Here is a 24,317-nt window from a genome sequence, read left to right as displayed (position 1 = left end):
CCGGCGCCGCAGCCGCACAGCCGTGAACGACTCCAGGCCCAGCTCGGTGAGCAGCGCGGAGGGGGGCGGGGGAGGGGCGTGGGGAGGGCGCGGGGGAGGGAGGGGTCAGGGGGATTCGGCGTTGTCCATGGCTCGGTAGATGCGTTGTTCGGAGACGGGGTAGGGGGTGCCGAGGGCCTGGGCGAAGACGTTGACCCGGAGCTCCTCGATCATCCAGCGGATCTGCCGGACGGCCGCAGCCTGCCGCTTCGCGGGCGGCAGGGCGGTCAGCAGGTCCTGGTACTCCCGCTGCACCACGGCGATCCGGTCCTGCTGCTGCTTGTCCCGCTGCGGGTTGCCGGGCAGCCGGTCCAGCCGGCGCTCGATCGCGGTGAGGTAGCGCAGCAGGTCGGGCAGGCGGGCGTACCCGGCCTCGGTGATGAAGCCCTTGTGCACCAGGCCGCCGAGCTGGTTGCGGATGTCGGCCAGGGCGGCCACCACGGCCAGGTTCTTCGTCGCGCCGAGCCGCTGCTCCACCGCATACGTGGCGGCGAGCACCTGCCGCACTCGGTCCATCACCTCGACCACCGTGTCGACCAGGTCGGCGCGGACCTTGTCGCGCAGCGCGGCGAAGCCCTCGGCGTCCCAGGCCGGGCCGCCCGCGTCCATCATCAGCTTGTCGATCGCCGCGCCGGTCGCGTCCTCGATCAACGCCTGCACCCCGCCGTGCGGGTTGCGGCTGAGCGCCAGCTTGGCCTCGTTGGAGAGGCGCCCCTGGAGGAACTTCGCCGGGGACGGCAGGGTCAGCCGGAGCAGCCGCCGGGTGCCGGCCCAGTGCGCGGCCTCCTGCTCGGCCGGGGAGTCGAACACCTTCACCCCGACCGTGGCGCCCTCGTCCACCAGGGCCGGGTACGCGGTCACCGCGTACCCGGCGCGGACCTGTTCGATGGTGCGAGGAAGATCTCCGATGCTCCACTCACGAAGGCCCGTCCGGGCGACCTCGGGCGCGGCGGCGGCGACGACCTGGCGTACCTCCTGGCGGAGCCGGCGTTGCAGGGCCGGCAGGTCCTTGCCCTCGGCGACCGGCTTGTCGTCCTCGCCGAGTACCCGGAAGGAGACCCGCAGGTGCGGTGGGAGCTTGCCCAGATCCCAGGCCTCCGGCGGCACGGTCACCCCGGTCATCCGGCGCAGCTGCCGGCTGAGCGCGTCGAGCAGCGGCTCCGCGCCGGGGGTGATCGCGGCCAGGGCCGCCCGGGCGTAGTCGGGCACCGGGACGAAGTTGCGCCGGATCGCCTTGGGCAGCGACCGGATCAGCGCGATGACCAGCTCCTCGCGCAGCCCGGGCACCTGCCAGTCGAAGCTCTCCGCCGGCACCTGGTTGAGCAGTGGCAGCGGGATGTCCACGGTGACCCCGTCGGTCGGGGTGCCCGGGTCGAAGGTGTAGGTCAGCGGCAGGGCCACCCCGTCGGCCCGCCACTCGTCCGGGTAGTCCGCCTCGTCCACGCCGCCCCGACCGGAGTTGATCAGCAGGTCGCGGGTGAAGGTGAGCAGGTCGGGCCGCTCCCGGCGGGTCTTCTTCCACCACGAGTCGAAGTGCCGGCCGGAGACCACGTCGGCGGGGATCCGCTCGTCGTAGAACTGGAAGATGGTCTCGTCGTCGACCAGGATGTCCCGGCGCCGGGCCCGGTTCTCCAGCTCCTCCACCTCGGTGAGGAGCCGCTGGTTGTCCGTCCAGAACTGGTGGTGGGTCTGCCAGTCGCCCTCGACCAGGGCGTGCCGGATGAACAGCTCCCGGCTCAGCGCGGGGTCGATCCGGCCGAAGTTGACCTTGCGGGAGGTGACGATCGGGATGCCGTACAGGGTGACCTTCTCGTAGGCCATCACCGCGGCCTGCCGTTTCTCCCAGTGCGGCTCGCTGTAGCTGCGCTTGACCAGGTGCTGGGCGAGCGGCTCGACCCACTCGGGCTCGACCCGGCCGGCGACCCGGCCCCAGAGCCGGGAGGTCTCCACCAGCTCGGCGGCCATCACCCAGCGCGGCGGCTTCTTGAACAGCGCCGAGCCCGGGAAGATGGCGAACTTTGCCCCGCGCGCGCCCAGGTACTCGTGCTTCTGCGTGTCCTTGAGCCCGAGATGGGAGAGCAGGCCGGGCAGCAGGGACTGGTGCACCTTCGGGGTGTCGATCTCCTCCGGCAGGTCCGCGCCGGCCCCGCGCCGGCCGTCACCCTTTTCCGCGGTACGCAGCACCTGGCGCAGCTGGCTGACGATGTCCTGCCACTCGCGGACCCGCAGGTAGTTGAGGTACTCCGCCTTGCACATCCGGCGGAACGCGCTGGACGAGAGGGCGCGCTGCTGCTCGCGCAGGTACCGCCACAGGTTCAGGTACGCGACGAAGTCCGACTCCTTGTCGGCGAACCGGGCGTGCGCCTGGTCGGCCTGGGCCTGCTTCTCCGCCGGCCGTTCGCGCGGGTCCTGGATCGACAGCGCGGCGGCGATCACGATCACCTCGGTGGCGCAGCCGTTCCGCTCGCCCTCGAGGGCCATCCGGGCCAGCCGGGGGTCGACGGGGAGCTGGGCGAGCCGCCGGCCCAGCGGGGTGAGCCGCTTTGCCGGGTCGGTCTCGGCCGGGTCGAGCGCGCCCAACTCGTGCAGCAGATTGACGCCGTCGGTGATGTTGCGCCGGTCCGGCGGGTCGATGAACGGGAACGCGCCGATGTCGCCGAGCCCGATCGAGGTCATCTGGAGGATGACCGAGGCGAGGTTGGTCCGCAGGATCTCCGGGTCGGTGAACTCGGGCCGGGACTCGAAGTCCTGCTCGTCGTAGAGGCGGATGCAGATGCCGTCCGAGGTACGGCCGCAGCGGCCCTTGCGCTGGTTGGCCGAGGCCTGCGAGATCGGCTCGATCGGCAGTCGCTGCACCTTGAGCCGGCTGGAGTAGCGGGAGATCCGGGCGGTGCCCGGGTCCACCACGTACTTGATGCCGGGGACGGTCAGCGAGGTCTCCGCGACGTTGGTGGCGAGCACCACCCGACGCCCGGTGTGCGGGGCGAAGACCCGGTGCTGCTCGGCGGTGGAGAGTCGGGCGTACAGCGGGAGGATCTCGGTGCCCAGCAGGGACCGCTTCTTCTGCACCAGCTTGCCGAGCGCCTCCGCGGTGTCCCGGATCTCCCGCTCGCCGCTGAGGAAGACCAGGACGTCGCCCGGCCCCTCGGCGGCCAGTTCCTCGACCGCGTCGCCGATGGCCTGGATCTGGTCCCGGACGTTCTCCTCGTCCGCCTCGTTCTCCTCCTCGGCCTCGGTCACCTCGACCAGTGGCCGGTAGCGCACCTCCACCGGGTACGTCCGCCCGGACACCTCGACGACCGGGGCGGGGTTGCCCTCGGCGTCGGCGAAGTGCCGGGCGAAGCGGTCGGTCTCGATGGTCGCCGAGGTGATGACCACCTTGAGGTCGGGTCGGCGGGGGAGGAGCTGCCTGAGGTAGCCCAGGATGAAGTCGATGTTGAGGCTGCGCTCGTGCGCCTCGTCGATGATCAGCGTGTCGTACTGGCGCAGCATCCGGTCGGTCTGCAACTCGGCCAGCAGGATGCCGTCGGTCATCAGCTTGACCAGGCTCTGCTCGCTGACCTGGTCAGTGAAGCGCACCTTGTAGCCGACGACGCCGCCCAGTTCGGTGCCGAGCTCCTCGGCGATCCGGTCCGCCACCGTACGCGCGGCGAGCCGGCGGGGCTGGGTGTGCCCGATCAGCCCGTTGATCCCGCGGCCCAGCTCCAGGCAGATCTTGGGCAGCTGGGTGGTCTTGCCGGAGCCGGTCTCGCCGGCCACGATCACCACCTGGTGGTCGCGGATGGCGGCGGCGATGTCGTCCTTGCGCTCGCTGACCGGCAGCTGTGCCGGGTAGGTGATCGCCGGCACCGCGGCCCGGCGGTCTGCCAGCCGCGCCTCGGCCCGGGCCACCTCGGCGGCGATCTCGGCGAGCGCCGACTCGCGCCGCTGCGGGTCGCGCAGCTTCCGCACCCCGTCCAGCCGCCGCTGGAGCCGGCGCTGGTCGCGGAACATCAGAGGGAAGAGACGGCGGTGCAGGTCGCGGGCCGTCTCGGGTGCGGCGGGTGAGGCTGGATTCTGCATGTCGTCGCCAAGGATAGGCAGCCGCCGGACGCAGCGCCCCTGGGTTACCACCGCCGGGCGGCGGCGCCAGGCGGCCTCGACCACGTCCCGCGCGTGCCGTCCCTGATCAGGCGGGTCGTCGGACTAGAGTTGCCGCCGACCGGGGTGGACGACGGGACGGGACGGATCATGCGGGACATCGACCGGGCGCTGGTGCAGGCCGCCACGGCCGTCGCCAAGCTGCGGTGCCGTAGCGACAACCACACGGTGGCCGCCGCCGCGCGGACCACCGACGGCCGGGTGTTCACCGGCGTCAACGTCTACCACTTCACCGGCGGTCCGTGCGCCGAGGTGGTGGCGATCGGGGCCGCGGCCACCCAGGGCGCCGGCGATCTGGAGGCCATCGTCGCGGTGGGGGACCGCGGCCGGGGGGTCATTCCGCCGTGCGGCCGCTGCCGGCAGGTGCTCCTCGACTACTTCCCTTCGATCAAGGTGATCGTCGGCCCGATGGACGCGCTGCGCGCGGTCCCGGTGGCCGACCTGCTGCCCGAGACGTACGCCTGGTCGGACCACCAGGTGGAGGTGCCGGCGGTGCCGCGTACCGGCGTGTGGCCGATGCCGGTGGTGCCGAGCAGCCGCCAGGCCGCGGAGGACTGATCAGTCGCCGGACGCCAGCTCCAGCATGGACGTGGGCACCGGAACCGACTCGAACCGGAGCACACCCTCCGGCACCAGCCAGCTCATCACCCGGGCGACCAGCTGCCCGGAGCGCACGGCAGGATCGTTGGCGTAGAGCTCGCGGGCCATCTGCGGGTCCACCGAGAGCACCGCGAAGCCGCGGATCCGGTCGTCGTCGCCGCCGAGGAACGGGCCGGCGGCGAGTACGGCCCCCTGCTCCACCAGCCCGGCCTGGTGGGCCAGGTGCGCGCCCTGCAACCGGTCGGCCGCGTCCCTGGGCAGTTCTGGCGGGGCGTCGGGGCGCACCAGGAGGACGACGGTGTGCTGGTCGAATCGCATGCCCCTCAGCGTAGGGGCGAAATGTGGCACGTTGCCCCGCTCGGGGAGATCGACCACCCCAGGTTAGGCAGGCCTAACCTGCTTCGCTAAGGTAAGGCGAACCTAAGCGAGAGGGGTGGGACATCCGTGACCGCCGTCGCCGTCCGGACCGTCCGGGCCGACACCCCGGGCCGTCGCCGCGTCGGCCGCCGCGTCGCGGTCACCCTGGCGGCGGCGCTCCTGCTCGCCGTCGCGCTGCTGGCCAGCCTGGCGCTCGGCAGTCGCCCGCTCCCCGCTGACGCGGTGTGGGCCGCGCTCACCGCCCCGGACGGCGGGGACGCCAGCACCATCGTCCGGGAGTTGCGTCTGCCGCGTACCGCCCTGGGGTTGGTCGTCGGGCTCGCGCTGGCGCTCGCCGGGGTGCTCTTCCAGGCCGTCACCCGCAACCCGCTCGCCGAGCCGCGCATCCTCGGTGTCAGCGCCGGCGCCTCCGTCGGCGTGGTGCTGGCCATCGCCGTCTTCGGGGTCGGCACCCTCACCGGGTACGTCTGGTTCGGTGTCGGCGGTGCGCTCCTCGCCGGCCTGCTGGTCTTCGCGGTCGCCAACCGCACCCGCGAGGGCGCCAGCCCGGTCACCCTCGCGCTGGTCGGCGCGGCCCTCGACGCCAGTCTCGGCGCCATCGTGTACGCGCTGCTCAGCATCGATGCGCGCACCTTCGAGGAGTACCGGTTCTGGGTGGTCGGCGGCCTGACCGGCCGGGATGTCGGCGTCGCCGGGCAGGTGCTCCCGTTCGTCCTCGCCGGGGCCGTGCTGGCCGCCCTGGTCGCCCGGGGCCTCGACGCGCTCGCCCTCGGCGACGACGTCGCCCGCGGCCTGGGTCACCGGATCGCCCTGGTCCGCCTCGGCGCCGGTGCCGCCGGCGTGCTGCTCACCGGTGCCGCCGTCGCCGCGGCCGGTCCGATCGCCTTCGTCGGGCTGGCCGTGCCCCACCTGGCCCGGGCCCTGGTCGGCGCCGACCACCGGTGGACCCTGCTGGTCGCCGGTCTGCTCGGCCCGGCCCTGCTGCTCACCGCCGACATCGTCGGCCGGCTCGTCGCCCCGCCCGGTGAGGTCCCAGCAGGCATCGTCACCGCCCTCCTGGGCGCCCCCCTCCTAGCCCTCCTAATCCACCGCACCCGCCTCCCCACCCCATGACCCCCACCCCACCCCCCACCCCGCCCCGGCGATCTTGCAGTTGGTGTCCGGGCAAAGCGGGCGTATGCCTCGGATTACTGGCCGAAAGTGCAAGATCGCCGTGTTTGGAGGGTCGCGTGAGGGTGGTTAGGGAGGGCGTGCTGCTGCCGGGGGGGCGGGCGGTGGTGCGGGTGGGGGCGGTCGCTGTGCAGGTTCGGCGGCGGGGAGTGCTCGTCGCTGCCGGGTTGGGGCTGCTGCTTGTCGGTGCGGTCGTGCTCAGTCTCTCGCTCGGCACCCCGTACGTCGCCCCGGTCGATGTGCTGCGCGCGCTCTCCGGGGCCGGAACCCCGTACGACCTCGTGGTGCTCGACCTGCGACTGCCCCGCGCGGTGCTCGCGGCGCTGGCCGGGGCCGCCTTCGGTGTGGCCGGCACGCTGATCCAGAGTGTCGCCCGCAACCCTCTGGCCAGCCCCGACGTCATCGGCGTGACCCAGGGCGCCGGGCTGGCCGCGACGGTGGCCCTCACCGGCGGCGCGGCCGCCGTCCTGGTGGCCCCGGCCGCGCTGCTCGGCGGCCTGGTCGCCGCGGTTCTGGTCTTCGCCCTCGGCGCCCGGCACGGGCTGGCGGCGCAGCGGTTCGTCCTGGCCGGCGTGGCGGTGGCGTTCGCGTTCCGCGCGCTGATCGAGGTGGTCATGCTCACCGCCGACCCGATCGACGGGCTGCGCGCCCAGGTCTGGCTGATCGGCACCCTGGCCGGCAAGGGGTGGACCGAGGCGGCCTGGGTCGGCGGCACGCTCGCCCTGCTGCTGCCCGTGCTGGCCTGGGCCGGCTGGGCGCTGCGCAGCGCCCCGCTGGACGACGACACCGCCCGGGGCATCGGGCTGCGGCCGGTGGCGCGGCGGATCGGTCTGGCCGCCACCGGCGTGCTGGCCGCCGCCACGGTCACCGCCCAGGTCGGCGCGGTGGACTTCGTCGCCCTGGTCGCCCCGCAGGTGGCCCGCCGGCTGGTCCGGGCGGAGCGGCCGCCGCTGCTCTGCGCGGCACTGCTCGGGGCGCTGCTGCTGGTGCTGGCCGACCTCGCCGGCCGCCGCCTGTTCGCTCCCACCCAACTGCCGGCTGGCGTGCTCACCGCCGCGATCGGCGGGCCGTACCTGATGTTCCTGCTCCTGCGTACCCGAGGGAGGCGGTCGTGACCGCGATGTTGTCCACCCGCGACCTGGTGGTCGGCTACGACGGTCGCACGGTCCTGGACGGGCTGGACCTCGACCTGCCTGCCGACGCGTTCACCGTCATCGTCGGCCCGAACGCCTGTGGCAAGTCGACCCTGCTGCGCACCATGGCCCGGCTGCTCACCCCGCGCCGCGGCAGGGTGCTGCTCGACGGCGCGGCGATCCGGGACCTGCCCACCCGCGAGGTGGCCCGCCGTCTCGGCGTGCTGCCGCAGAGCCCGCTCGTGCCCGAGGGGATCACCGTGGCGGATCTGGTCGGGCGGGGCCGGCAGCCGTACCAGCGCTGGTGGCGGCAGTGGTCGACCGAGGACGGCCAAGCCGTCGACCGGGCCATGGCCCTCGCCGACGTCGCCGGGCTCGCCGACCGGCCGGTGGACACCCTCTCCGGCGGGCAGCGGCAGCGGGTCTGGATCGCCATGACCCTGGCCCAGGACACCGAGGCGCTGCTGCTGGACGAGCCGACCACCTTCCTCGACCTCGCCCACCAGGTGGAGGTGCTGGACCTGCTGCACCGGCTGCGGACCGAGCGGGGTCGGACGGTCGTCGCCGTGCTGCACGACCTCAACCAGGCCGCCCGGTACGCCGACCACCTGGTCGCCATGCGGGCCGGCGCGGTGGTCGCGGCCGGGCCACCTCGCGAGATCCTCACCGCCGACCTGGTCCGGGAGGTCTTCGGCCTCGACTGCGTGGTCGTGCCCTGCCCGGTCACCGGCGCCCCCCTCATCGTGCCCGCCCGCACCCACACCTCGGCCGTTCCCGAGGCCGATTCGGCCGCTGTGCCAGCTGCCATGCCGGCCCCGGCCGGCTCCTCCGTCGGCGACGCCTGAGTGGCCGTCGACCCGTACCGCAACGAAAGGACCCTGATGCGTCGTCTCGCCGCCGCCCTCACCGCGGCCCTCGCCCTCGGCGTCGGCCTCACCGCCTGTGGGAAGAGCGATCCCGTCCCTGGCGCGGCCACCGGGGAGACCCGGGAGATCACCCACGCGATGGGCACCACCAAGGTGCCCGCCGAGCCGAAGCGCGTGGTGGTGCTCGACACCGACAAGATCGACACCGCGCTCTCGCTCGGCGTCACGCCGGTCGGCGCGGCGACCGCGGGCGAGGCGAAGAGCTGGCCCACGTACTTCGGCGCGGAGAAGCTCGCCGGCATCAAGGAGGTCGGGGTCCTCACCGAGCCCGACCTGGAGGCGATCAACGCGCTCAAGCCCGACCTGATCCTCGGCAGCAAGTTCCGCCAGGAGAAGTTCTACGACGAACTGTCGGCCATCGCGCCGACCGTCTTCACCGAGAAGGTGGGCGTCACCTGGAAGGAGAACTTCCTCCTCGACGGCGCGGCCCTCGGCAGGGAGCAGCAGGCCCGTGACCTGCTCGCCGCCTACGAGAAGCGGGCCAAGGACTTCGGTGCCGCGCTCGGCGACGCGGCATCGCGCGAAATCTCGATCGTGCGCTTCATCCCCGGCAACATCCGGGTGTACGGTCCGGAGTCGTTCTCCGGCATCGTGATCGGCGACACCGGCCTGGGCCGTCCCGCCCGGCAGCGCCTCGACGGCAAGGCGGACAAGCGCTTCGACGTGGTCAGCCCCGAGCGGGTCAACGAGGTCGACGGCGACGTCATCTTCGTGGCCGCGTACGGCGAGAAGGCCGCCGCCGAGCAGGCCAAGGTCACCGCCGGCAGCCTCTGGCAGGGCCTGTCCGCGGTGAAGGCGGGCAAGGCGCACGTCGTCTCCGACGAGACGTGGATGACCGGCATCGGCGTCACCGCCGCCAACAAGATCCTCGACGACCTCGACAAGTACCTCTCCGCCTGACCGCGCGCCCCCGGTGCCGCCCCGGTGGGCACCCGTCAAGATCCGCGCGCCTTCGGGGAACCTGCTGCCTCGGCATTCGTGGAGGCAGCAGCTTCCCCCGACGTTGCGCTGGTGGCTCTGTCAGGCGGCGGTGGACCAGATGGCGCGGAAGGCGGCGGCCTCGCCGGCCAGCCACTGCTCGACCTGGTCGGGCTTGATGTCGGCGGGCATGCGGTGGGCCTCGCCACGGCGGACGTCGACCAGGACCGGCTCGGCGTGCGGGAGGACCGCGTCCATGTGCCGGGCCATCAGGTGCAGGGTGGCCAGGGTGGCCTCCTCGCTCGGCGGGGCCTCGTCGAAGTGCAGGCGGATCGCCTCGGCGTGGCCGTCGGCGTACCGGACGCCGAAGTGCGGGTTGATCTTTACGGGCAGGTCGCCCAGCATGGCCAGGGCGTCCCGGGTCTGCGCCAGGTCGACGCCGGCCGGGTCGCCGAGGGAACGCAGCCACGTGGTCGCGCCCGGGACGAGGGCCTCGTAGAGCGGGCGCCAGCGCGGCTTGACCACGTCGGCGACCTGGGCCAGGTGGGTGCCGCCGGTGTGGAAGGCGACATCGGCCTTGAGCGCCTTGACGAACTGGCCGTGCGGGTTGAAGCCGTGCCGGCTCGCCCGCTGCTTGCGCAGGCCCCCGACGAAGGTGGCCTTGGTGGGCCCGGTGCGGTCCACGTACCGGGTGAATCCGAGGAGGGTGGCGTAGGGGGTGAGCGGGGCGGTGGAGGTGGGCGCGGTCACGGGCATCCTCCCAGGTCAGTGGCGCGATTAGTACATACATTCTAATCGACGGGGCTGACATCGCCCAGGGAACGAAAGGGGCCGCCCGGACATCCCGGACGGCCCGCGGAAGAAACATTCAGGCGAGGATCACCGGGTTGGTGAGGGCCGCCATGTGCCCGTCGGAGTGGCGTACCTCGACCCGGACGAACAGGGATTCCGCCGCCCTGGTGTGCCAGGTCACGGCCGCCGCCCCGGCTTCCGGCAGGGACTGGCGATGCGTGGTGCCCCGGTCGGTGTGGAAGCTGACCGTGCCGCCCGGGGCGCCGCTCACGTCCACCCGGACCATTACCGGCTCGTCCTCGGTCGCCAGCCGCTCACCGACCCCGGCGCTGCGGTCACCGGCGGAGACGGCCAGCGAGAGCTGGATCTCGGCCGATCCGGCTATCCAGCTCCGGCCCGCTCGGATGCCGGCGAGGACCGCGTCCACGCTCAGCTCCTCGGCGAAGACGACGGTGTGCGGTACGCCGAGCTGGCCCGCGAGGTGGGTGTCGCTGTTGCCCATCGCCGGCCGCCACCGGCCTCGGTGGATGTCGAAGGCCAAGGTCCGGCCCCACTCGGCCAGCGCCGCCTCGTTGTCGGCGTTCCACGGCAGGTCCGAGCGCCACTGTCCGTTCCACACCTCGACGACGTCGAACTCCTGATAGGGGTACATGAAGACGCCGGAGGGGTAGGGCGCCTGCGGGTGGGCCGCCACACACAACCCGCCGGCGCGATGCACCTGGTCCAGCTGCCCCTCGATCACGTCGTCGCGGACGCCGTACCGCCACTCGACCACCTGCCCGGCAGGGACGCCGAGCGCCAGCCAGTGCCCGGCCCGGGTGGTGACCTCCTGGCCGAGGACCACCAGCAGGTCGTCGCCGGCCGGTTGGGCCCAGTCGGCGTGCGTGTCGCAGGTGTTGTGCTCGGTGACCGCGAGGAAGTCGAGCCCTGCCGCGCGGGCGGCCACCGCGAGCTGCGCCGGCGTCAGCTCCCCGCCAACCGAGCGCGACGAGTGCACGTGGCAGTCGCCGCGGTACCAGCCGGGCCCTCGGCCGGCCACCCGCCTCGGCGGGAACTCCGGCGAAGGGATCTCGTCATCCCTGACCATCCCGGCACGCTACCGAGGCGACCGTGCCCGGCGCCGCCCCGACGGAGGGCTGTCCGCTACAGCTGGCCGACGTCGGTGATCCGGACGACGGCCGCGCCCACCTCGTCGGAGGCCGCGAGGTCGACCTCGGCGCTGATGCCCCAGTCGTGGTCACCCTCCGGATCGTCGAGGATCTGGCGTACGGCCCACCGCTCCCGGCCCTGCTCGATCATGAGCAGCGCCGGCCCGCGGGCGTCCGGACCGACCCCGATCTCGTAGTACGCCTCGAAGTACGGCTCCAGCGCGTCGGCCCACGCGTCGGCGCCCCAGCCGTGTTCGGCGTCCAGCTCGCCGAGGAGATCCCAGCGGCGCAGGGCGGCCAGTTCGACCCGGCGGAACAGCGCGTTGCGGACCAGCACCCGGAACGCCCGGGCGTTGCGGGTGACCGCCGGCGGCCGGTCTTCCAGCGAGGCGGCCACCTCCTCGACGTCGGACGGGTTGCGCAGCCGCTCCCACTCGTCGATCAGGCTGGAGTCGACCTGCCGGACCAGCTCGCCCAGCCACTCGATGAGGTCGACCAGCTCCTCGGTCTTGGCGTCCTCGGGCACGGTCTGCCGCAGCGTCTTGTACGCGTCGGCGAGGTAGCGCAGGACGAGGCCCTCCGACCGGGACAGGCCGTAGAACTGGACGTACTCGGGGAAGGTCATGGCCCGCTCGTACATGTCGCGGACCACCGACTTGGGGGAGAGCTGGTGGTCGGCGACCCACGGGTGCCCCTGCCGGTACATCTCGTACGCGGACTCCAGCAGCTCGGCCAGGGGCTTGGGCCAGGTCACCTCGTCGAGCAGCTCGAGGCGCGCCTCGTACTCGATGCCCTCGGCCTTCATCGCGGCGACCGCCTCGCCGCGGGCCTTGAACTGCTGCGCGGAGAGCACCTGGCGCGGGTCGTCGAGGATCGACTCGATCACCGACAGCACGTCGAGGGCGTACGCGGGGGACTCCCGGTCGAGCAGCTCGACGGTGGCCAGGGCGAGCGGCGACAGCGGCTGGTTGAGCGCGAAGTCGAGCTGGAGGTCGACGGTGAGCCGCACCCGCCGGCCCTGCTCGTCGGGCTCCGGCAGCTCCTCGACCACCCCGCCGGCCCGTAGCGCCCGGTAGATGGCGATGGCCCGGCGGATGTGCCGCCGCTGGGCAGCCCGGTCCTCGTGGTTGTCGGTGAGCAGGTGGCGCATCGAGGCGAACGCGTCGCCGGGCCGGCCGATGACGTTGAGCAGCATGGAGTGGCTGACCTGGAAGCTGGAGGTCAACGGCTCCGGCTCGGCCTCGACGAGGCGATCGAACGTGGGCTTCCCCCACCCGATGGATCCCTCCGGCGGCTTCTTCCTGACCACCTTGCGCCGCTTCTTCGGGTCGTCGCCGGCCTTGGCGAGGGCCTTCTCGTTCTCGATGACGTGCTCGGGGGCCTGCACCACGACCCGGCCGAGGGTGTCGAAGCCGGCCCGCCCGGCCCGGCCGGCGATCTGGTGGAACTCGCGGGCCTTGAGCAGCCGGGTCCGCGTCCCGTCGTACTTGCTCAGGCCGGTGAAGAGCACGGTGCGGATCGGCACGTTGATGCCGACGCCGAGGGTGTCGGTGCCGCAGATGACCTTGAGCAGCCCGGCCTGGGCCAGGGTCTCCACCAGGCGGCGGTACTTGGGCAGCATGCCGGCGTGGTGCACGCCGATGCCGTGCCGGACCAGCCGGGACAGGGTCTTGCCGAAGCCCGACGTGAAGCGGAACCCCCCGATCGCGCTCGCGATCAGGTCCTTCTCGGCGCGGGTACAGACGTTGACGCTCATCAGCGCCTGGGCCCGTTCCAGCGCGGCGGCCTGCGTGAAGTGCACGACGTACACCGGGGCCTGCTTCGTCTCCAGCAGCTCCTCGAGGGTCTCGTGCAGCGGGGTCATCGCGTACGAGAAGAGGAGCGGGACCGGCCGCTCGGCCGAGCGGACGACGGCGGTCGGCCGACCGGTGCGCCGGGTCAGGTCGTCGACGAAGCGGGTGGTGTCGCCGAGGGTGGCGGACATCAGGATGAACTGCGCCTGGGGCAGCTCGATCAGCGGCACCTGCCAGGCCCAGCCCCGGTCCGGCTCGGCGTAGAAGTGGAACTCGTCCATGATCACCTGGCCGACGTCGGCCCGCGCGCCCTCCCGCAGCGCCAGGTTGGCCAGGATCTCGGCGGTGCAGCAGATGATCGGGGCGTCGGCGTTGACGCTGGCGTCGCCGGTGAGCATGCCGACGTTCTCCGCGCCGAAGACCTCACAGAGCGCGAAGAACTTCTCCGACACCAGGGCCTTGATCGGCGCGGTGTAGAAGGTGGTCCGGTCGTCGGCCAGGGCGGCGAAGTGCGCGGCGACGGCGACCAGGCTCTTGCCGGAGCCGGTCGGCGTATTCATGATCACGTTCGCCCCGGAGACGATCTCGATGACCGCCTCCTCCTGGTGGGGGTAGAGGTCGAGGCCGCGCTCGGACGCCCAGCCGGCGAACGCGTCGTAGAGGGTGTCGGGGTCGGCGCTCTTCGGCAGCGCGGCGGTGAGGGTCATAGCGCGTCCATGGTGCCTGGATCATGCCCCGCCGCGCCAACCGGGCCACCCAAGGTGTTAAGAAGGGGCCCCTTTACCTCGCCGGGCGTTAAGAAGGGGCCCTTCCTTTCACGTGGATGAGGTCGAAGACGGAGCGGCCGGCGGTGAGGGCGCGGCGCTCGAACTTGGTCACCGGGCGGTGCGCCGGGCGGGGCGCGTAGTCGCCGTGCACGTCGACCAGCTCCGGGTCGGCGGTCAGCGTCGCGCGCATCGACTCGGCGTACTCGGCCCAGTCGGTGGCGCAGTGCAGCGTCCCGCCGGGCGCCAGCCGGGAGCGCAGCAGCGCCACGTGCACGGGCTGGATGATCCGACGCTTGTGGTGGCGGGCCTTCGGCCAGGGATCGGGGAAGAAGACGTGCACCGCCTCCAGCGACCCCTCCGGCATCGCCCGGACCAGGTCCAACGCGTCGCCCTTGGCCACCCGGACGTTGGTCAGCCCGTGCCGGTCGACCAGGTCGAGCAGGTTGGCAATTCCCGGCGTATGCACCTCTACCGCCAGATAATGTCGGTCCGGGTCGGCCGCCGCCATGGTGGCGGTGGCGTCGCCCATGCCGGAACCGATCTCCAGCACCAGCGGCGCCCGCCGCCCGAACAGCGCCGCCGGATCGCACGGTCCGTCGAGGTCGGCGATCTCCAGGCCGTACGCGGACCAGAGCCGGGTCAGCGCGTCGCGCTGCCGGTCGGTCATCCGGCCGCGACGCGGATGGAAGGTGCGGATGCGGGCGGAGTGGGCCGGGGGCGCGGGGTTCTGGTCGGTGGCGGTCACAGCGACCCGAGCGTACGCGACCGTTGCCGCGGAACGGATGTGATGTACGACCGAGGGTGAGAGGATTCATCCCGAAAGGCAACAGCACGGGCGGTCCGCCGCCTGGCACCGCCGACGCGACGGCTCCCGGTCGCGGGGCGCGGTGTCCGACGCGTCGGGCTCGCGGTTGTCGGCGACGGCTCCAGGTCGCGGCGCGGCGTCATCCGCGCCGAGCTGGAGTGGCCGGAGCCCGAGAGGGGGCATGGTGTCAGTCACGCGACGCGCGGCGCTGCTGATCGCGGCCGCCACGTGCACCGCCCCGCTGCCGGCGGCGGCGCCCGCCCTGGCCGGCCCGCCCGCCGCGCTGGCCGTAGTCGCACCCGCCGCCGAGCCGGCCACAGTCCCACCGCTCGCTGCCGCACCGCTCACCGCCGTGCTGGCCGCCGCCGAGCCGGTGCCCGGTCCACCGGGTCAGGGTCAGCCGCAGCCGCCCAACGACCTGATCTTCGTCGAGGTCACCCCGAGCACGGTGGAAGTCGGTTTCCTGGTCGGCATCCGGGCCAGTTGCCGGGAGAACTCGGTGCCGGCGATCGTGGCCTCCGACGCCTTCGGCCGGATCCAGGTGCAGCCGCAGCGCGGGTTGCTCACCGCCTCGCCGATGGTCAAGGAGCGCACCCGACCGGGCAACTACCGGGTCAAGCTGGAGTGCCCGAGCGGGCAGACCGCCTCGACGATGCTCCAGGTCGTCAAGGCCGCGCCCAGCCGCACCGCCGCGCCGCCCAGCCGCGGGCCGGCGACCGGCTTCGGCGGCACCGCCGGGAGCGGCCTCGGCAACCTGCTGGTGCCGGGCGGCCTGGCCCTGATCGTGGCCGGTGCCGTGGTCGGCGTCACGGCGGCACGTCGACCTCGGACCGTCCGTGGCACCGCCCGCCGCTGAGCCCGCCATGGCCGTCGGCTCCGTTCCCCGAGCGTCCACCGGGGCCGCCCGCGCCCGGGGGCGTCGTCCCTGGTCGGCCCCGCTGGCCGTGGTGCTCGTGCTGGTCGGGATCTTCGCCACCGGGGCCGGGCTGGGCCGGACCGCCGGGCCGTTCGACTGGGTGGACGCCACCGGCTCGACGTCGGGCGCGGACGAACCCGCCCGGGCGTCGCAGCCGGCGAGCCGCCCGGTGACCCTCTCCGTGCCGGCGATCGAGGTGACCGCGCCGATCATGCCCGTCGGCCAGGCGAAGGACGGCTCGATCGACGTGCCGCCACTGAGCCAGCACGACCAGACCGGCTGGTACGACCGGGGTCCGGTGCCCGGCGAACCGGGCCGGGCGATCATCGTCGGGCACGTCGACACCAAGCGCGGTCCGGCGGTCTTCTACCGCCTCGGTGAGCTCAAGCCCGGGGACCGGATCGAGGTGACCCGGGCGGACCGGAGCGTCGTGGCCTTCACGGTCGACACCGTCGAGTACTTCGACAAGACCCACCTCCCCGCCGACCGGGTCTACGGCGACCAGGGTCCACCCGGGCTGCGCCTGATCACCTGCGGCGGCGAGTGGGTCGGCGGGCGGACCGGCTACGAGGACAACGTCATCGCCTTCGCGTCCCTGGCCGACACCGGGGCACCCTGATCGCTCAGCCCGCCTTCACGGGCCTGGTGCCCGGCCGGCGGCAGCGCTGCCCACGGACGGCCGGGCGATCGTGACCAGCGCGAGCAGTCGCCCGGCGACCAGCAGCACCACCGGAAGCAGCTACCACAGCCCGAGGTCGCCACGGATCGTGACGGTCAGCAGGATGACGCCGGCCACCGCCAGGCCCGCCGAAAGCCGGCCGGCGGGGTCGCGCAGGGCCGACCGGTGCCGCCAGATCAGCCAGACGACCGGCAGCCACGCGACCACCGCGACGACCATCCCGAGGAGATCCACCAGCGAGGGCCCGTGCGTCCGGCTGAACGAGAAGAGCCGGGGCCCGGAGTCGGGCAGCGCGATCAGCAGCCCAACCGCGGCCGAGCCGACCAGCCAGACGAGGATGCGCCTGGGTACCGACGAGCGGATCATGTCCGCATCATGCCGTGACCGGTCAACCGCCGCCGACCACCGGCTGCCACGGGCGCAGCGACACGACCGCCACCCCCGCGGTGGCGTAGTACGGGTCGGCCGCCATGATCTCGCGTACGGCCGCCGCGTCGCCGTGGAAGACGAGCAGCGCGCCGGAGTCGTCCGGCCAGGGGCCGGCCGCCACCAGTTGTCCCTGCGCGTGCAACCGCGGTGCACGCCTGCCGCATCCGGCTGCTGCCCGCCGAGGCGCTGCGCGAACTCCTGCACGAACTGCCCGCCGTGCGGGACCACGTGTTGCGGCACGTCGCCGCGCAGGTGAACCGTGACCGCCGGGCCCGGATCCGCGTCGCCGCCTCCCGGCCGGCCACCCCGGGCCCGTCCCGGGTCACCGTCAACCGGGCTCTGCGGGTGCTCGCCGCGGCGGGCGCCGTACGCACCGAGCCCGGCGCCGTCGTCGTGCTCGACCCGTTCCGGCTCGCGGCGGCCGGGGGCGCACTGGACGAGCGTGTCAGGAATCATTGACGGAGCACGGCCGCGCCGAGCGGTGTACGCCGATAGCGGATCTCGTGCCGGTGTCGTTCCCCGGCGACGAACCCGGCGTCGCGCAGCACCGACAAATGCTCGGAGACCGTCCCGGCTGCCAGCGCGTGGCGGTGGGCCAGCGTCGTCGTGCTGGCCGGCTCGTCGAGGCTGAGCAGCAGCAAAGCCCGGGTCTTGCCGATCAGCCGGCCCAGCGCCGCGTGCCGATCGGCGGACAGGGGCTGCCAGAGCGTGCCGAGCCCGCGCGCCGGATAGATCAATGTGGGCTGCCACGGTGGGTCCACGATGACGACGACCTGATCCCACTTGAACGCGCTGGGCACCAGGACGAGCCCCTCGCCGCGCAGGTCGCGGTGCTCGTCGTCGCCGTACTCGCGGGTCAGCACGCCGTTGTTCCAGCGCAGGCGTGGATGCAGTTCGGCGAACAACCGGTCCAGGCCGCCTTCGGCGAGGCGTCGGGTCTGGAAGCCCACATCGGCGTCGAGCAGCCCGCGTACCTGCGGCCAGACCGGTGCGACCAGGACCTCCCACGCCTGCCTCACGAGTGCGACCAGCGCCTGGAGCGCGACAGCCGGGTCGCCCAGCAGAAGCCGTCCGGCCGCCGACTCGGCCGCCCCCGGGGTGTCCACCAGCGACCGTCGCAGCTCCGCGCGTACCCGATCAAGGTCGGTGGCCGCCACGGCCGCGAGCTCGTCCTCGAACCGGGCGTGTGGGCTGACCGGAGGCGGCGAGAGGAAGTCGGGGGTGTAGCCGCGACGCGGCTGGAGCAGGGCGATCGGCCGCAGGTCGAGTGCCCGCGGGTCGACGGTGTCGAGCCAACGGCGGTGCGGGCCGACGCCCTCGCGTGGGGAGAGCAGGCGCACCGCGGACAGCGTCTCGAGCATCGGTGAGATGGCGAAGCGGCAGCGCCGCAGGTCGGCAGGGCTGAACCGCAGCGTGACCGCCATCCGCACCACCTTCCGGACGAGGAAGAGATTCGGCCAGTGCCGAATCAGTGGCGGCCACGGTACCAGCGATCGCAGAGTTCTCCCGTCAGAACGAACGATCATGGGGAGGACGAGATGAACCCGACTGCCGACTGGGAGCAGCGCAGCGCGGACCTGTGGGCGGCCTTCAACGCCGCGCCCGACGACTGGGACGAAGAGGAGTTCCGCGAGCGGGTCGGCGCCCTCGCCGACGAGTTGGGGCCGGATCATCCGGTGGCCGCGTTCGAGCGGGCCTGCGCCTGGGACTCGACCGGCCATTCGGACAAGGCGGTTCCGCTCTATCGCAAGGCGCTGGAGCTGGGGATCGACGGTATCCGCCGGCGGCGCTCAGTGATCCAGATGTCCAGCTCGCTGCGGAACACCGGGCAGCCCGAGGAGAGCGTCCGGCTGCTGACCGAGGAGCGGGAGCGCGGCTCCGACGAGCTCGACGACGCGGTCAGCGCGACGCTCGCGCTGGCTCTGACCAGCGTCGGCCGGGAGCGGGAGGCGGTGTCGGTCGCCCTCGGTGCGCTCGCCAAGCACCTGCCGCGTTATCAGCGCTCGATGGCCAACTACGCCCGGCTCCTGGTCGAGTCCGACTGATTCGCCGGACCAACGCTGGTCAGCCCCTGCCGGGCACCTGCTGGACCACGTCGAACTCCAGCAGCGTGGCCCCGGTGGCGACCGGCTTGCGGGGCTCGCCGCCCTCGCCGCCGGCGTGTGCGGCCCGGGAGGGCCCCTGCGCCCACGCCTGGTAAGCCTCCTCCGACTCCCACTTTGTGTAGACGAAGTAGCGGCTCTCCCCGGCCACCGGGCGGAGCAGCTCGAAGCCGAGGAAACCAGGCGAGTTCTCCACCGCGCCGGCGCGGGCCGCGAACCGCTTCTCCAGCTCCTCGCCCGCGCCCGGCGGGACACCGATCGCGTTGATCTTCACGACTGCCATGCGTCCCACCCTACGGGGTTCAGAACGCCTCGACGGCCGGCACCAGGTCGGCGTCCACCACGATCGGAGCGTGGTCCGAGGGGGCCTTGCCCTTGCGGGCCTCCCGATCCACGTACGCGGAGCGGACCGCGCGGGCGAACGGCGCGGAGGCGTAGACCAGGTCGATCCGCATGCCCTTGTTCTGGTGGAACATGCCGGCCCGGTAGTCCCAGTACGTGTACGGGTGTGGGCCCTTCATCGGGGTGGGCACGACGTCGCTGAGCCCGAGGTCGCGCAGCGCGGCCAGGGCGGCCCGCTCGGCCGGGGTGACGTGGGTGGAGGTGACGAAGAGCGCCGGGTCCCAGACGTCGGCGTCGGTGGGGGCCACGTTGAAGTCCCCGCACACCGCCAGCGGCGACCCGGTGGCCAGCTCCGGCTCCAGCGCGTCGCGCAGCGCAGTTAGCCAGGCCAGCTTGTACACGTAGTGCGGGTCGTCGGGGGAGCGGCCGTTCGGCACGTACACCGACCAGACCCGCAGCCCGTCGCAGGTCGCCGAGATGGCCCGGGCCTCGGGCAGGGGAAAGCCCGGCTCGCCGGGGAAGCCGACCGCCACGTCGGCCAGCCCGACCCGGGACAGGACGGCCACCCCGTTCCACCGGCCGTCGCTGTGGCTGGCCGCCTCGTAGCCCAGCGCGCCCACCTCGGCGACCGGAAACGCCCCGTCGGGGCACTTGGTCTCCTGCAGGCAGACGACGTCGGGCTTCGTGGTGGCCAGCCAGTCCAGCAGCCGGGGCAGGCGGGCCTTCACCGAGTTGACGTTCCAGGTCGCCAGGCGCATGTCTCCAGCCTGCCGCATCACCGGCCGCCCCGCCGCATCGGCGCAGCAGGGTGTCGCTCCGCTTCAGCGAGCCGGACCGCGTGCCGTCGCGGGGAGCCGGCTGGCCCGGTCCGGCGTCAGCGTTCCGGAGTGCCGCCCGGGCTGGCGCTGCGGTCAGCGTTCCAGACTGTCGGCCGGGCCGGCGCTGGTCGGGTGGTCAGCGTTCCGGGGTGTCGCCCGGGCGGGTCTGCTCGGCGAGGAAGCGTTCCAGCTCGGCGCCGAGCTCGTCGGCGGTGGGCAGGGGCCCGCTCTCGGCGGCGAGCAGGTTCTTCTCGCCGCGCCCGCGGGCGAACGCGTCGTACTGCTCCTCCAAGGCCTGGACCAGGGTGACGGCCTCCTCGGTCTGGGCGACCTGGCGGTCGATCTCCAGTCGCACCACCTCGGCTGCGGAGCGCAGGCCGTCCCCGGGCAGCAGCAGCCCGGTGCTGCGCGACACCGCGGCGAGCAGCGCCTCGGCGGCGGCCGGGTACTCGGTCTGGGCCACGTAGTGCGGCACGTGCGCCGCGAAGCCGAGGGCGTCGCGGCCCTGCTCGCCGAGGCGGTACTCCAGCAGGTGGCCGACGCTGCCGGGCACCTGGACCCGCTGGAGCCACGGCTCGTGGCCGGCGATGAGCTCGCGGCGGGTCGCGTGCGCGGTGACGCCGCTGGGTCGGGTGTGCGGCACCGCCATCGGGATCGAGTTGAGGCCGACGGTGAGCCTGACGCCGAGCCGGGTGGCCAGGCCGGCGACCGCGGCCACGAAACGCTCCCACTGCAGGTCCGGCTCGGGGCCGGTGAGCAGCAGGAACGGGGTCTGGTCGTCGTCGCGCAGCAGGTGCAGCTCCAGCGCCGGGGCGTCGTAGTCGGCCCAGTGGTCCTCGGCGAAGGTCATCATCGGCCGGCGGGAGCGGTAGTCGAAGAGCTGGTCGATGTCGAAGCGGGCGATCGGCCGCGCATCGAGGGAGGTGAGCAGCTGCTCCCGGGCCAGCCGGGTGGCGTTGCCGGCGTCGACGAAGCCGGTGAGCGCCTGGATGAGCACCGGTTGCCCGAGGTCGGGCAGATCGTCGGTGAGTTCGTAGAGCTCGTGTGGGTCGAGCACCGGTGGAGACCTCCCTGGGAACGCGCGTCCGGGCGGGGCCGTGCCGGCACGGCCTCCCCGTCCGGGCCAACGTACCGGCCGCCGTGGTCCATTCCGTTACAGGCCGGAGGATGATCACGATTCGGCCTCGCCGCTGCGCCGACCGGGGCGAATCGGCTGATCTTGCCGGCAACTTCCGACAGTAGGGGGATGCCAACATCGGCCGAAAGTGCGAGTTTGTCGATCATCGGCCGATCGTCGGAGGGCGGTGAGGTTCCTGCCTCGGGGGGCAAGCCTCCACACGGTCCGGAGGTTCGACCGTTTCGCGAGGATCCATCCACCTTGGTCCGAGGTGTGGTGCGGCATCCGGTCTGAGGGCCGGAAACTGTGGCCAGAGCCACCTGCTCACCCTCGGTTACCAGGGTTTCTGCCCCTTAGCCTCGTCGAATGCGTGACGACGGCACCCTCGACGACCAGTACGGCCTCGGCGGATCGGCTGACCGTTCGGACGATATCTCTTCCACCGTTCGGTCAGCCGGTTCCGCGGAGCCGACCATCCCCCGGCGCTTCTCCCTGGGATCCCTCCGTACCCGCCTCGGCGGCCTCGCTAACCTCCTCGCCAACCCCCTCGCCGCCCAGCCCGGTCGCAGCAGGATGGCGGTCGCCAGCGGCGCCCTCTGCTGCCTCGGCCTGATCGGAGTCAGCCAGGTCGCCACCGGCGCGGCCGACGACCCGGCCACCCCCGCATCGGCTCAGGAGGTCGCCGAGCGGGCGACCGCCGACGCCGCCTCCCGCGGCACGGCCCGGCAGGCACCCGCCCCGACGACGTCGAGCGCCACCCCGGCCGCCACCTCGACCCCGACGGCGAAGCCCACGCCGACCGCGAAGTCCACGCCGGCCGCGAAGCCGAAGCCCAAGCCGAAGCCCAAGCCGACGCGGATCGCCCCGGTGGCCGGGCTCGACCGGGACCAGATGGACAACGCCACGACGATCGTGCGAACCGGCCGAGACATGGGCGTACCGCGCCGCGGCCTGGTCATCGCGGTGGCCACCGCCATGCAGGAGAGCAACCTCTACAACTACGCCAGCGGCGTGCTGCCCGAGTCGCAGAACTACCCGCACCAGGCCATCGGCTGGGACCACGACTCGGTGGGGCTGTTCCAGCAGCGACCCAGCAGCGGCTGGGGCGCGGTGGGCGACCTGATGAAGCCCGCGTACGCCACGAGGCAGTTCCTCACCGCCCTGGAGCAGATTCCCGGCTGGCAGAACATGGCGCTCACCGATGCCGCGCAGGCCGTACAGATTTCCGCGTTCCCCTGGGCGTATGCCCAGCACGAGTGGCGGGCCACAGAGGTCGTCAACGCGATCCTCAGCTGACCGGCGGCCACTGTGGAGACTTGCCCGGCGGTGGCCCCCGGGTACCGGAGAGTTGCCGGCCCCGGGTACACATTGACCGGGGACCGCGGACGGAGGACGCCATGTCACGAGCGCCGGCTGAGGGAGCGCGCCGTCGGGTGGGCCAGCCGTCGCTGACCCACCGGACGGCCGGTAGCGCGACCATCGGGAGCCGCTCGTGACCGACCCCGCACCCGTCGACCGCGAGTCCACCGCGCCCGCGCCGTCGGCCGTGCCCGAGGCGCCGCCGCCCGCCGTGCCTGAGGCGCCGCCCGCCACGCTGTGGGACCGGATGCGGGACGACCCGCAGTACGCCCCGGAGCACCTGGCCCTGGAGGCGGTACGCCGGCTCGGGCCGGAGGCGGCGCGGTGGGTTGCCCGGGAGCGGGCGCTGCGCCCCGGGGTCACCGCCGACGAACTGGCCGACCAGACGGTCCGCAAGTTCGTCAACCAGGCACGGCTCTCCGGCGCGGTGTCCGGCGCGGCCGGGCTTCCCGGAGCGGTGATCGACGTGGGCGTGCTGGCGTGGACCCAGGCCCGGCTGGTGCTGCACGTGGCCGCCGCGTACGGTGTCGACCCGGTCGAGCCCGACCGGGCCACCGACCTGCTCGTGCTGCAGAAGGTGCACAAGGTCGCCGAGAGCGCCCGGCTCGCCCTCGGCGTGGCCGCCGGGCGGGAGCGGGCCGGCGCGCTGTTCGGCATGGCCGGGGAGCGGCCGCTCGGCAGGGTGATGCTGCAGCTCGGCTTCCGGCTGGCCCGGATGGCCGGGGTGCGTGCGGCGAAGCGGGTCGCCGCCAAGGCGGTCCCGGGTGCCGCCATCATCCTCGGCACCTGGGCCAACTCCTCGGCCACCCGGGACCTCGCCGACCGGGCCCGGCAGCTCTACCGTGGCGACCGCGGTCACCTGCCCGGCCAGCGCCATCCCTGACCCACGCCGCGCTCCCGCCCCGCCCGCCTCATGATCACCGGGTCGCTGGCGGTCGGATCGGTCCCGAACCAACCGGGGCTCAGTCGGTGGCCCAGCCGGCCGGAGCCCAGGTCACCTCGGCGAGCCGGCCCTGCCCGGCGGCGTTGGGGTGAAACCAGTCGAGGGGGTTCACGTCGTCCAGGCTGAACCGGGCCCGGTGCGCCGCGCCCCGTCCCAGCGGCAACGGGACCCGTACGCCCGGCAGGCGGCGCGGAGCTGGTCGTCGTAGGCGTCGATGCGGTCCCGGAACCGGGCCCGCCGGGCCACGGCGGCCGGCGTGGTCGACGCCGCGTCGGCCAGCAGGGCCGGGCAGACACCGTGCGACCAGGCGCGTACGGCCCGGGGCTCGGTGTGCCCGAGCTCCCAGAGGCGGTACAGGTCAGGAATGCTCACCACCAGCACCCGGGCCTTCGGTCGTCCCTCCCGCAGCACCCGCAGACCGGCGTCGACCTGCCTCCGGAAAGTGGCCACCGGGGTCATCGCGTCGACGTCGTCGCGGCAGGCGTCGTTCGCGCCGATCAGCACCGTGACATAGTCCGCCTTGTCGCGTACCGCCGCGCGGGCCTGCTCGGCGAGCCCGGCCGCCCGGGCCCCCGGCGTCGCCCGGTCGTACGCCCGCAGTTGCGGGGCCAGCTCACGCAGGCGGCGATAGTGGCTGCGGACCCGGATGCCGTCGCCGGTGGACCAGGAGTTGCGCTCGCAGCTGACCAGCACCAGGCACGAGCCGAAGCCGGTGGTGATCGAGTCGCCCAGGGCGGTCATCACCGCCGGGCTGCCCGGGCGCGCGGAGCCCGACGGCCGGGGGCGCGCGGAGCCGGCCCCGTCGCAGGCCAGCGCGATCAGCGCCGCCAGGCAGGCCAGCGCGGCAACCCAACGTCGCGGCATCCCACCCCCGCCCACCCCACCACCACCACACCGACCCTAACCACCCCACCCCCACCCCCAGAACCCCCAACCCCACCCCGCCCGGCCGGGCTTGCGGAACAGTCCGATGTAGGCGGAGCGGGCCTGTTGCCGCCGGTCG

Annotated in this window: 23 protein-coding genes and 1 pseudogene; 11 read left to right on the top strand and 13 right to left on the bottom strand. The window is 73.3% G+C overall.

Annotated features, from left to right (window positions below; genetic code table 11):
- Nucleotides 1–105 precede the first annotated feature (105 nt).
- Nucleotides 106–4,101, bottom strand: coding sequence for an ATP-dependent RNA helicase HrpA (gene hrpA, locus ABZ570_RS27860; protein WP_358069817.1), 3,996 nt, complete (start codon nucleotides 4,099–4,101; stop codon nucleotides 106–108).
- Between the two features lie 144 nt (nucleotides 4,102–4,245).
- Here hrpA and ABZ570_RS27855 point away from each other — a divergent pair, with 144 nt between their 5' ends.
- Nucleotides 4,246–4,737: a cytidine deaminase gene (locus ABZ570_RS27855; protein WP_358069814.1), complete on the top strand. Its 492-nt coding sequence runs from the start codon at nucleotides 4,246–4,248 to the stop codon at nucleotides 4,735–4,737.
- Here the strand turns inward: ABZ570_RS27855 and ABZ570_RS27850 are convergent, their stop codons facing one another.
- Nucleotides 4,738–5,097, bottom strand: a complete 360-nt coding sequence (locus ABZ570_RS27850) for a YciI family protein (protein ID WP_358069811.1) — start codon at nucleotides 5,095–5,097, stop codon at nucleotides 4,738–4,740. It lies immediately after the preceding gene.
- A gap of 126 nt (nucleotides 5,098–5,223) precedes the next feature.
- Here ABZ570_RS27850 and ABZ570_RS27845 point away from each other — a divergent pair, with 126 nt between their 5' ends.
- The 4 genes from ABZ570_RS27845 to ABZ570_RS27830 all read left to right on the top strand — a co-directional run bounded on the left by ABZ570_RS27845 (nucleotide 5,224) and on the right by ABZ570_RS27830 (nucleotide 9,286).
- Nucleotides 5,224–6,270, top strand: coding sequence for an iron ABC transporter permease (locus tag ABZ570_RS27845; protein WP_358069808.1), 1,047 nt, complete (start codon nucleotides 5,224–5,226; stop codon nucleotides 6,268–6,270).
- A gap of 116 nt (nucleotides 6,271–6,386) precedes the next feature.
- The gene (locus ABZ570_RS27840) at nucleotides 6,387–7,442 is read left to right on the top strand and encodes an iron ABC transporter permease (protein ID WP_358069805.1); all 1,056 of its coding nucleotides are present in this window, start codon (nucleotides 6,387–6,389) and stop codon (nucleotides 7,440–7,442) included.
- Between the two features lie 5 nt (nucleotides 7,443–7,447).
- Nucleotides 7,448–8,305 (top strand): ABC transporter ATP-binding protein, encoded by an 858-nt coding sequence (locus tag ABZ570_RS27835; RefSeq protein WP_358069820.1) that lies wholly within the window; start codon nucleotides 7,448–7,450, stop codon nucleotides 8,303–8,305.
- 36 nt (nucleotides 8,306–8,341) lie between these two features.
- On the top strand, nucleotides 8,342–9,286 hold the full coding sequence (locus ABZ570_RS27830; protein WP_358069802.1) for an iron-siderophore ABC transporter substrate-binding protein: 945 nt from the start codon (nucleotides 8,342–8,344) through the stop codon (nucleotides 9,284–9,286).
- A gap of 120 nt (nucleotides 9,287–9,406) precedes the next feature.
- Here the strand turns inward: ABZ570_RS27830 and ABZ570_RS27825 are convergent, their stop codons facing one another.
- From ABZ570_RS27825 to trmB, 4 genes are all read right to left on the bottom strand, one after another.
- The gene (locus tag ABZ570_RS27825) at nucleotides 9,407–10,054 is read right to left on the bottom strand and encodes a hypothetical protein (RefSeq protein ID WP_358069799.1); all 648 of its coding nucleotides are present in this window, start codon (nucleotides 10,052–10,054) and stop codon (nucleotides 9,407–9,409) included.
- A gap of 118 nt (nucleotides 10,055–10,172) precedes the next feature.
- A complete protein-coding gene (locus ABZ570_RS27820; protein ID WP_358069796.1) occupies nucleotides 10,173–11,183 on the bottom strand; it encodes a CehA/McbA family metallohydrolase in 1,011 nt (336 codons plus the stop codon).
- Nucleotides 11,184–11,239: 56 nt separating this feature from the next.
- Complete coding sequence (locus tag ABZ570_RS27815) at nucleotides 11,240–13,744, bottom strand: DUF3516 domain-containing protein (protein ID WP_358069793.1); 2,505 nt, start codon at nucleotides 13,742–13,744, stop codon at nucleotides 11,240–11,242.
- Between the two features lie 88 nt (nucleotides 13,745–13,832).
- Nucleotides 13,833–14,549, bottom strand: a complete 717-nt coding sequence (trmB, locus tag ABZ570_RS27810; protein WP_358069790.1) for a tRNA (guanosine(46)-N7)-methyltransferase TrmB — start codon at nucleotides 14,547–14,549, stop codon at nucleotides 13,833–13,835.
- 244 nt (nucleotides 14,550–14,793) lie between these two features.
- Between trmB and ABZ570_RS27805 the strand changes: the two genes are divergently transcribed.
- Together ABZ570_RS27805 and ABZ570_RS27800 are read left to right on the top strand one after the other, a co-directional pair.
- On the top strand, nucleotides 14,794–15,465 hold the full coding sequence (locus tag ABZ570_RS27805) for a hypothetical protein (protein ID WP_358069787.1): 672 nt from the start codon (nucleotides 14,794–14,796) through the stop codon (nucleotides 15,463–15,465).
- 7 nt (nucleotides 15,466–15,472) lie between these two features.
- Nucleotides 15,473–16,144, top strand: a complete 672-nt coding sequence (locus tag ABZ570_RS27800; RefSeq protein WP_358069784.1) for a class F sortase — start codon at nucleotides 15,473–15,475, stop codon at nucleotides 16,142–16,144.
- A 120-nt stretch (nucleotides 16,145–16,264) separates the two neighbouring features.
- Here the strand turns inward: ABZ570_RS27800 and ABZ570_RS27795 are convergent, their stop codons facing one another.
- Both ABZ570_RS27795 and ABZ570_RS27790 read right to left on the bottom strand, forming a co-directional pair.
- Nucleotides 16,265–16,570: a hypothetical protein gene (locus ABZ570_RS27795; protein ID WP_358069781.1), complete on the bottom strand. Its 306-nt coding sequence runs from the start codon at nucleotides 16,568–16,570 to the stop codon at nucleotides 16,265–16,267.
- 22 nt (nucleotides 16,571–16,592) lie between these two features.
- Nucleotides 16,593–16,754, bottom strand: coding sequence for a hypothetical protein (locus ABZ570_RS27790; protein ID WP_358069778.1), 162 nt, complete (start codon nucleotides 16,752–16,754; stop codon nucleotides 16,593–16,595).
- Nucleotides 16,755–16,780: 26 nt separating this feature from the next.
- Here ABZ570_RS27790 and ABZ570_RS27785 point away from each other — a divergent pair, with 26 nt between their 5' ends.
- Nucleotides 16,781–17,092, top strand: a complete 312-nt coding sequence (locus tag ABZ570_RS27785; RefSeq protein ID WP_358069775.1) for a hypothetical protein — start codon at nucleotides 16,781–16,783, stop codon at nucleotides 17,090–17,092.
- Here the strand turns inward: ABZ570_RS27785 and ABZ570_RS27780 are convergent.
- Entirely contained in the window at nucleotides 17,086–18,057 is a 972-nt protein-coding gene (locus tag ABZ570_RS27780) for a DUF5937 family protein (protein ID WP_358069772.1), read from the bottom strand. The genes ABZ570_RS27785 and ABZ570_RS27780 overlap by 7 nt on opposite strands.
- A gap of 114 nt (nucleotides 18,058–18,171) precedes the next feature.
- Between ABZ570_RS27780 and ABZ570_RS27775 the strand changes: the two genes are divergently transcribed.
- Nucleotides 18,172–18,678 (top strand): tetratricopeptide repeat protein, encoded by a 507-nt coding sequence (locus ABZ570_RS27775; protein ID WP_358069769.1) that lies wholly within the window; start codon nucleotides 18,172–18,174, stop codon nucleotides 18,676–18,678.
- Nucleotides 18,679–18,697: 19 nt separating this feature from the next.
- Here ABZ570_RS27775 and ABZ570_RS27770 read toward each other — a convergent pair whose 3' ends face one another.
- From ABZ570_RS27770 to ABZ570_RS27760, 3 genes are all read right to left on the bottom strand, one after another.
- Entirely contained in the window at nucleotides 18,698–19,018 is a 321-nt protein-coding gene (locus tag ABZ570_RS27770; protein WP_358069766.1) for an antibiotic biosynthesis monooxygenase, read from the bottom strand.
- Nucleotides 19,019–19,037: 19 nt separating this feature from the next.
- A complete protein-coding gene (locus ABZ570_RS27765; RefSeq protein WP_358069763.1) occupies nucleotides 19,038–19,835 on the bottom strand; it encodes an exodeoxyribonuclease III in 798 nt (265 codons plus the stop codon).
- 196 nt (nucleotides 19,836–20,031) lie between these two features.
- A complete protein-coding gene (locus ABZ570_RS27760; RefSeq protein ID WP_358069761.1) occupies nucleotides 20,032–20,952 on the bottom strand; it encodes a PAC2 family protein in 921 nt (306 codons plus the stop codon).
- A gap of 426 nt (nucleotides 20,953–21,378) precedes the next feature.
- Between ABZ570_RS27760 and ABZ570_RS27755 the strand changes: the two genes are divergently transcribed.
- Complete coding sequence (locus tag ABZ570_RS27755; protein ID WP_358069758.1) at nucleotides 21,379–22,308, top strand: peptidase M23; 930 nt, start codon at nucleotides 21,379–21,381, stop codon at nucleotides 22,306–22,308.
- A 196-nt stretch (nucleotides 22,309–22,504) separates the two neighbouring features.
- Nucleotides 22,505–23,254 carry an EcsC family protein gene (locus ABZ570_RS27750; RefSeq protein ID WP_358069755.1) on the top strand — a complete coding sequence of 250 codons (750 nt, stop codon included), beginning with the start codon at nucleotides 22,505–22,507 and terminating at the stop codon, nucleotides 23,252–23,254.
- 79 nt (nucleotides 23,255–23,333) lie between these two features.
- Here ABZ570_RS27750 and ABZ570_RS27745 read toward each other — a convergent pair.
- A pseudogene (locus ABZ570_RS27745) lies at nucleotides 23,334–24,178 on the bottom strand (GDSL-type esterase/lipase family protein).
- Between the last annotated feature and the right edge of the window lie 139 nt (nucleotides 24,179–24,317).

It is taken from the genome of Micromonospora sp. NPDC007271, assembly GCF_040634005.1.
Taxonomy (GTDB): domain Bacteria; phylum Actinomycetota; class Actinomycetes; order Mycobacteriales; family Micromonosporaceae; genus Micromonospora.
This window is presented reverse-complemented; position numbering and strand designations above follow the sequence as displayed.

What these genes read in the sequence shown, in the direction of transcription:
- hrpA (WP_358069817.1), bottom strand. Translation starts at nt 4,101, where the DNA reads ATGCAGAATCCAGCCTCACCCGCCGCACCCGAGACGGCCCGCGACCTG.
- ABZ570_RS27850 (WP_358069811.1), bottom strand. Translation starts at nt 5,097, where the DNA reads ATGCGATTCGACCAGCACACCGTCGTCCTCCTGGTGCGCCCCGACGCC.
- ABZ570_RS27835 (WP_358069820.1), top strand. Translation starts at nt 7,448, where the DNA reads ATGTTGTCCACCCGCGACCTGGTGGTCGGCTACGACGGTCGCACGGTC.
- ABZ570_RS27830 (WP_358069802.1), top strand. Translation starts at nt 8,342, where the DNA reads ATGCGTCGTCTCGCCGCCGCCCTCACCGCGGCCCTCGCCCTCGGCGTC.
- ABZ570_RS27820 (WP_358069796.1), bottom strand. Translation starts at nt 11,183, where the DNA reads ATGGTCAGGGATGACGAGATCCCTTCGCCGGAGTTCCCGCCGAGGCGG.
- ABZ570_RS27815 (WP_358069793.1), bottom strand. Translation starts at nt 13,744, where the DNA reads ATGACCCTCACCGCCGCGCTGCCGAAGAGCGCCGACCCCGACACCCTC.
- ABZ570_RS27800 (WP_358069784.1), top strand. Translation starts at nt 15,473, where the DNA reads ATGGCCGTCGGCTCCGTTCCCCGAGCGTCCACCGGGGCCGCCCGCGCC.
- ABZ570_RS27795 (WP_358069781.1), bottom strand. Translation starts at nt 16,570, where the DNA reads ATGATCCGCTCGTCGGTACCCAGGCGCATCCTCGTCTGGCTGGTCGGC.
- ABZ570_RS27780 (WP_358069772.1), bottom strand. Translation starts at nt 18,057, where the DNA reads ATGGCGGTCACGCTGCGGTTCAGCCCTGCCGACCTGCGGCGCTGCCGC.
- ABZ570_RS27775 (WP_358069769.1), top strand. Translation starts at nt 18,172, where the DNA reads ATGAACCCGACTGCCGACTGGGAGCAGCGCAGCGCGGACCTGTGGGCG.
- ABZ570_RS27770 (WP_358069766.1), bottom strand. Translation starts at nt 19,018, where the DNA reads ATGGCAGTCGTGAAGATCAACGCGATCGGTGTCCCGCCGGGCGCGGGC.
- ABZ570_RS27765 (WP_358069763.1), bottom strand. Translation starts at nt 19,835, where the DNA reads ATGCGCCTGGCGACCTGGAACGTCAACTCGGTGAAGGCCCGCCTGCCC.
- ABZ570_RS27755 (WP_358069758.1), top strand. Translation starts at nt 21,379, where the DNA reads ATGCGTGACGACGGCACCCTCGACGACCAGTACGGCCTCGGCGGATCG.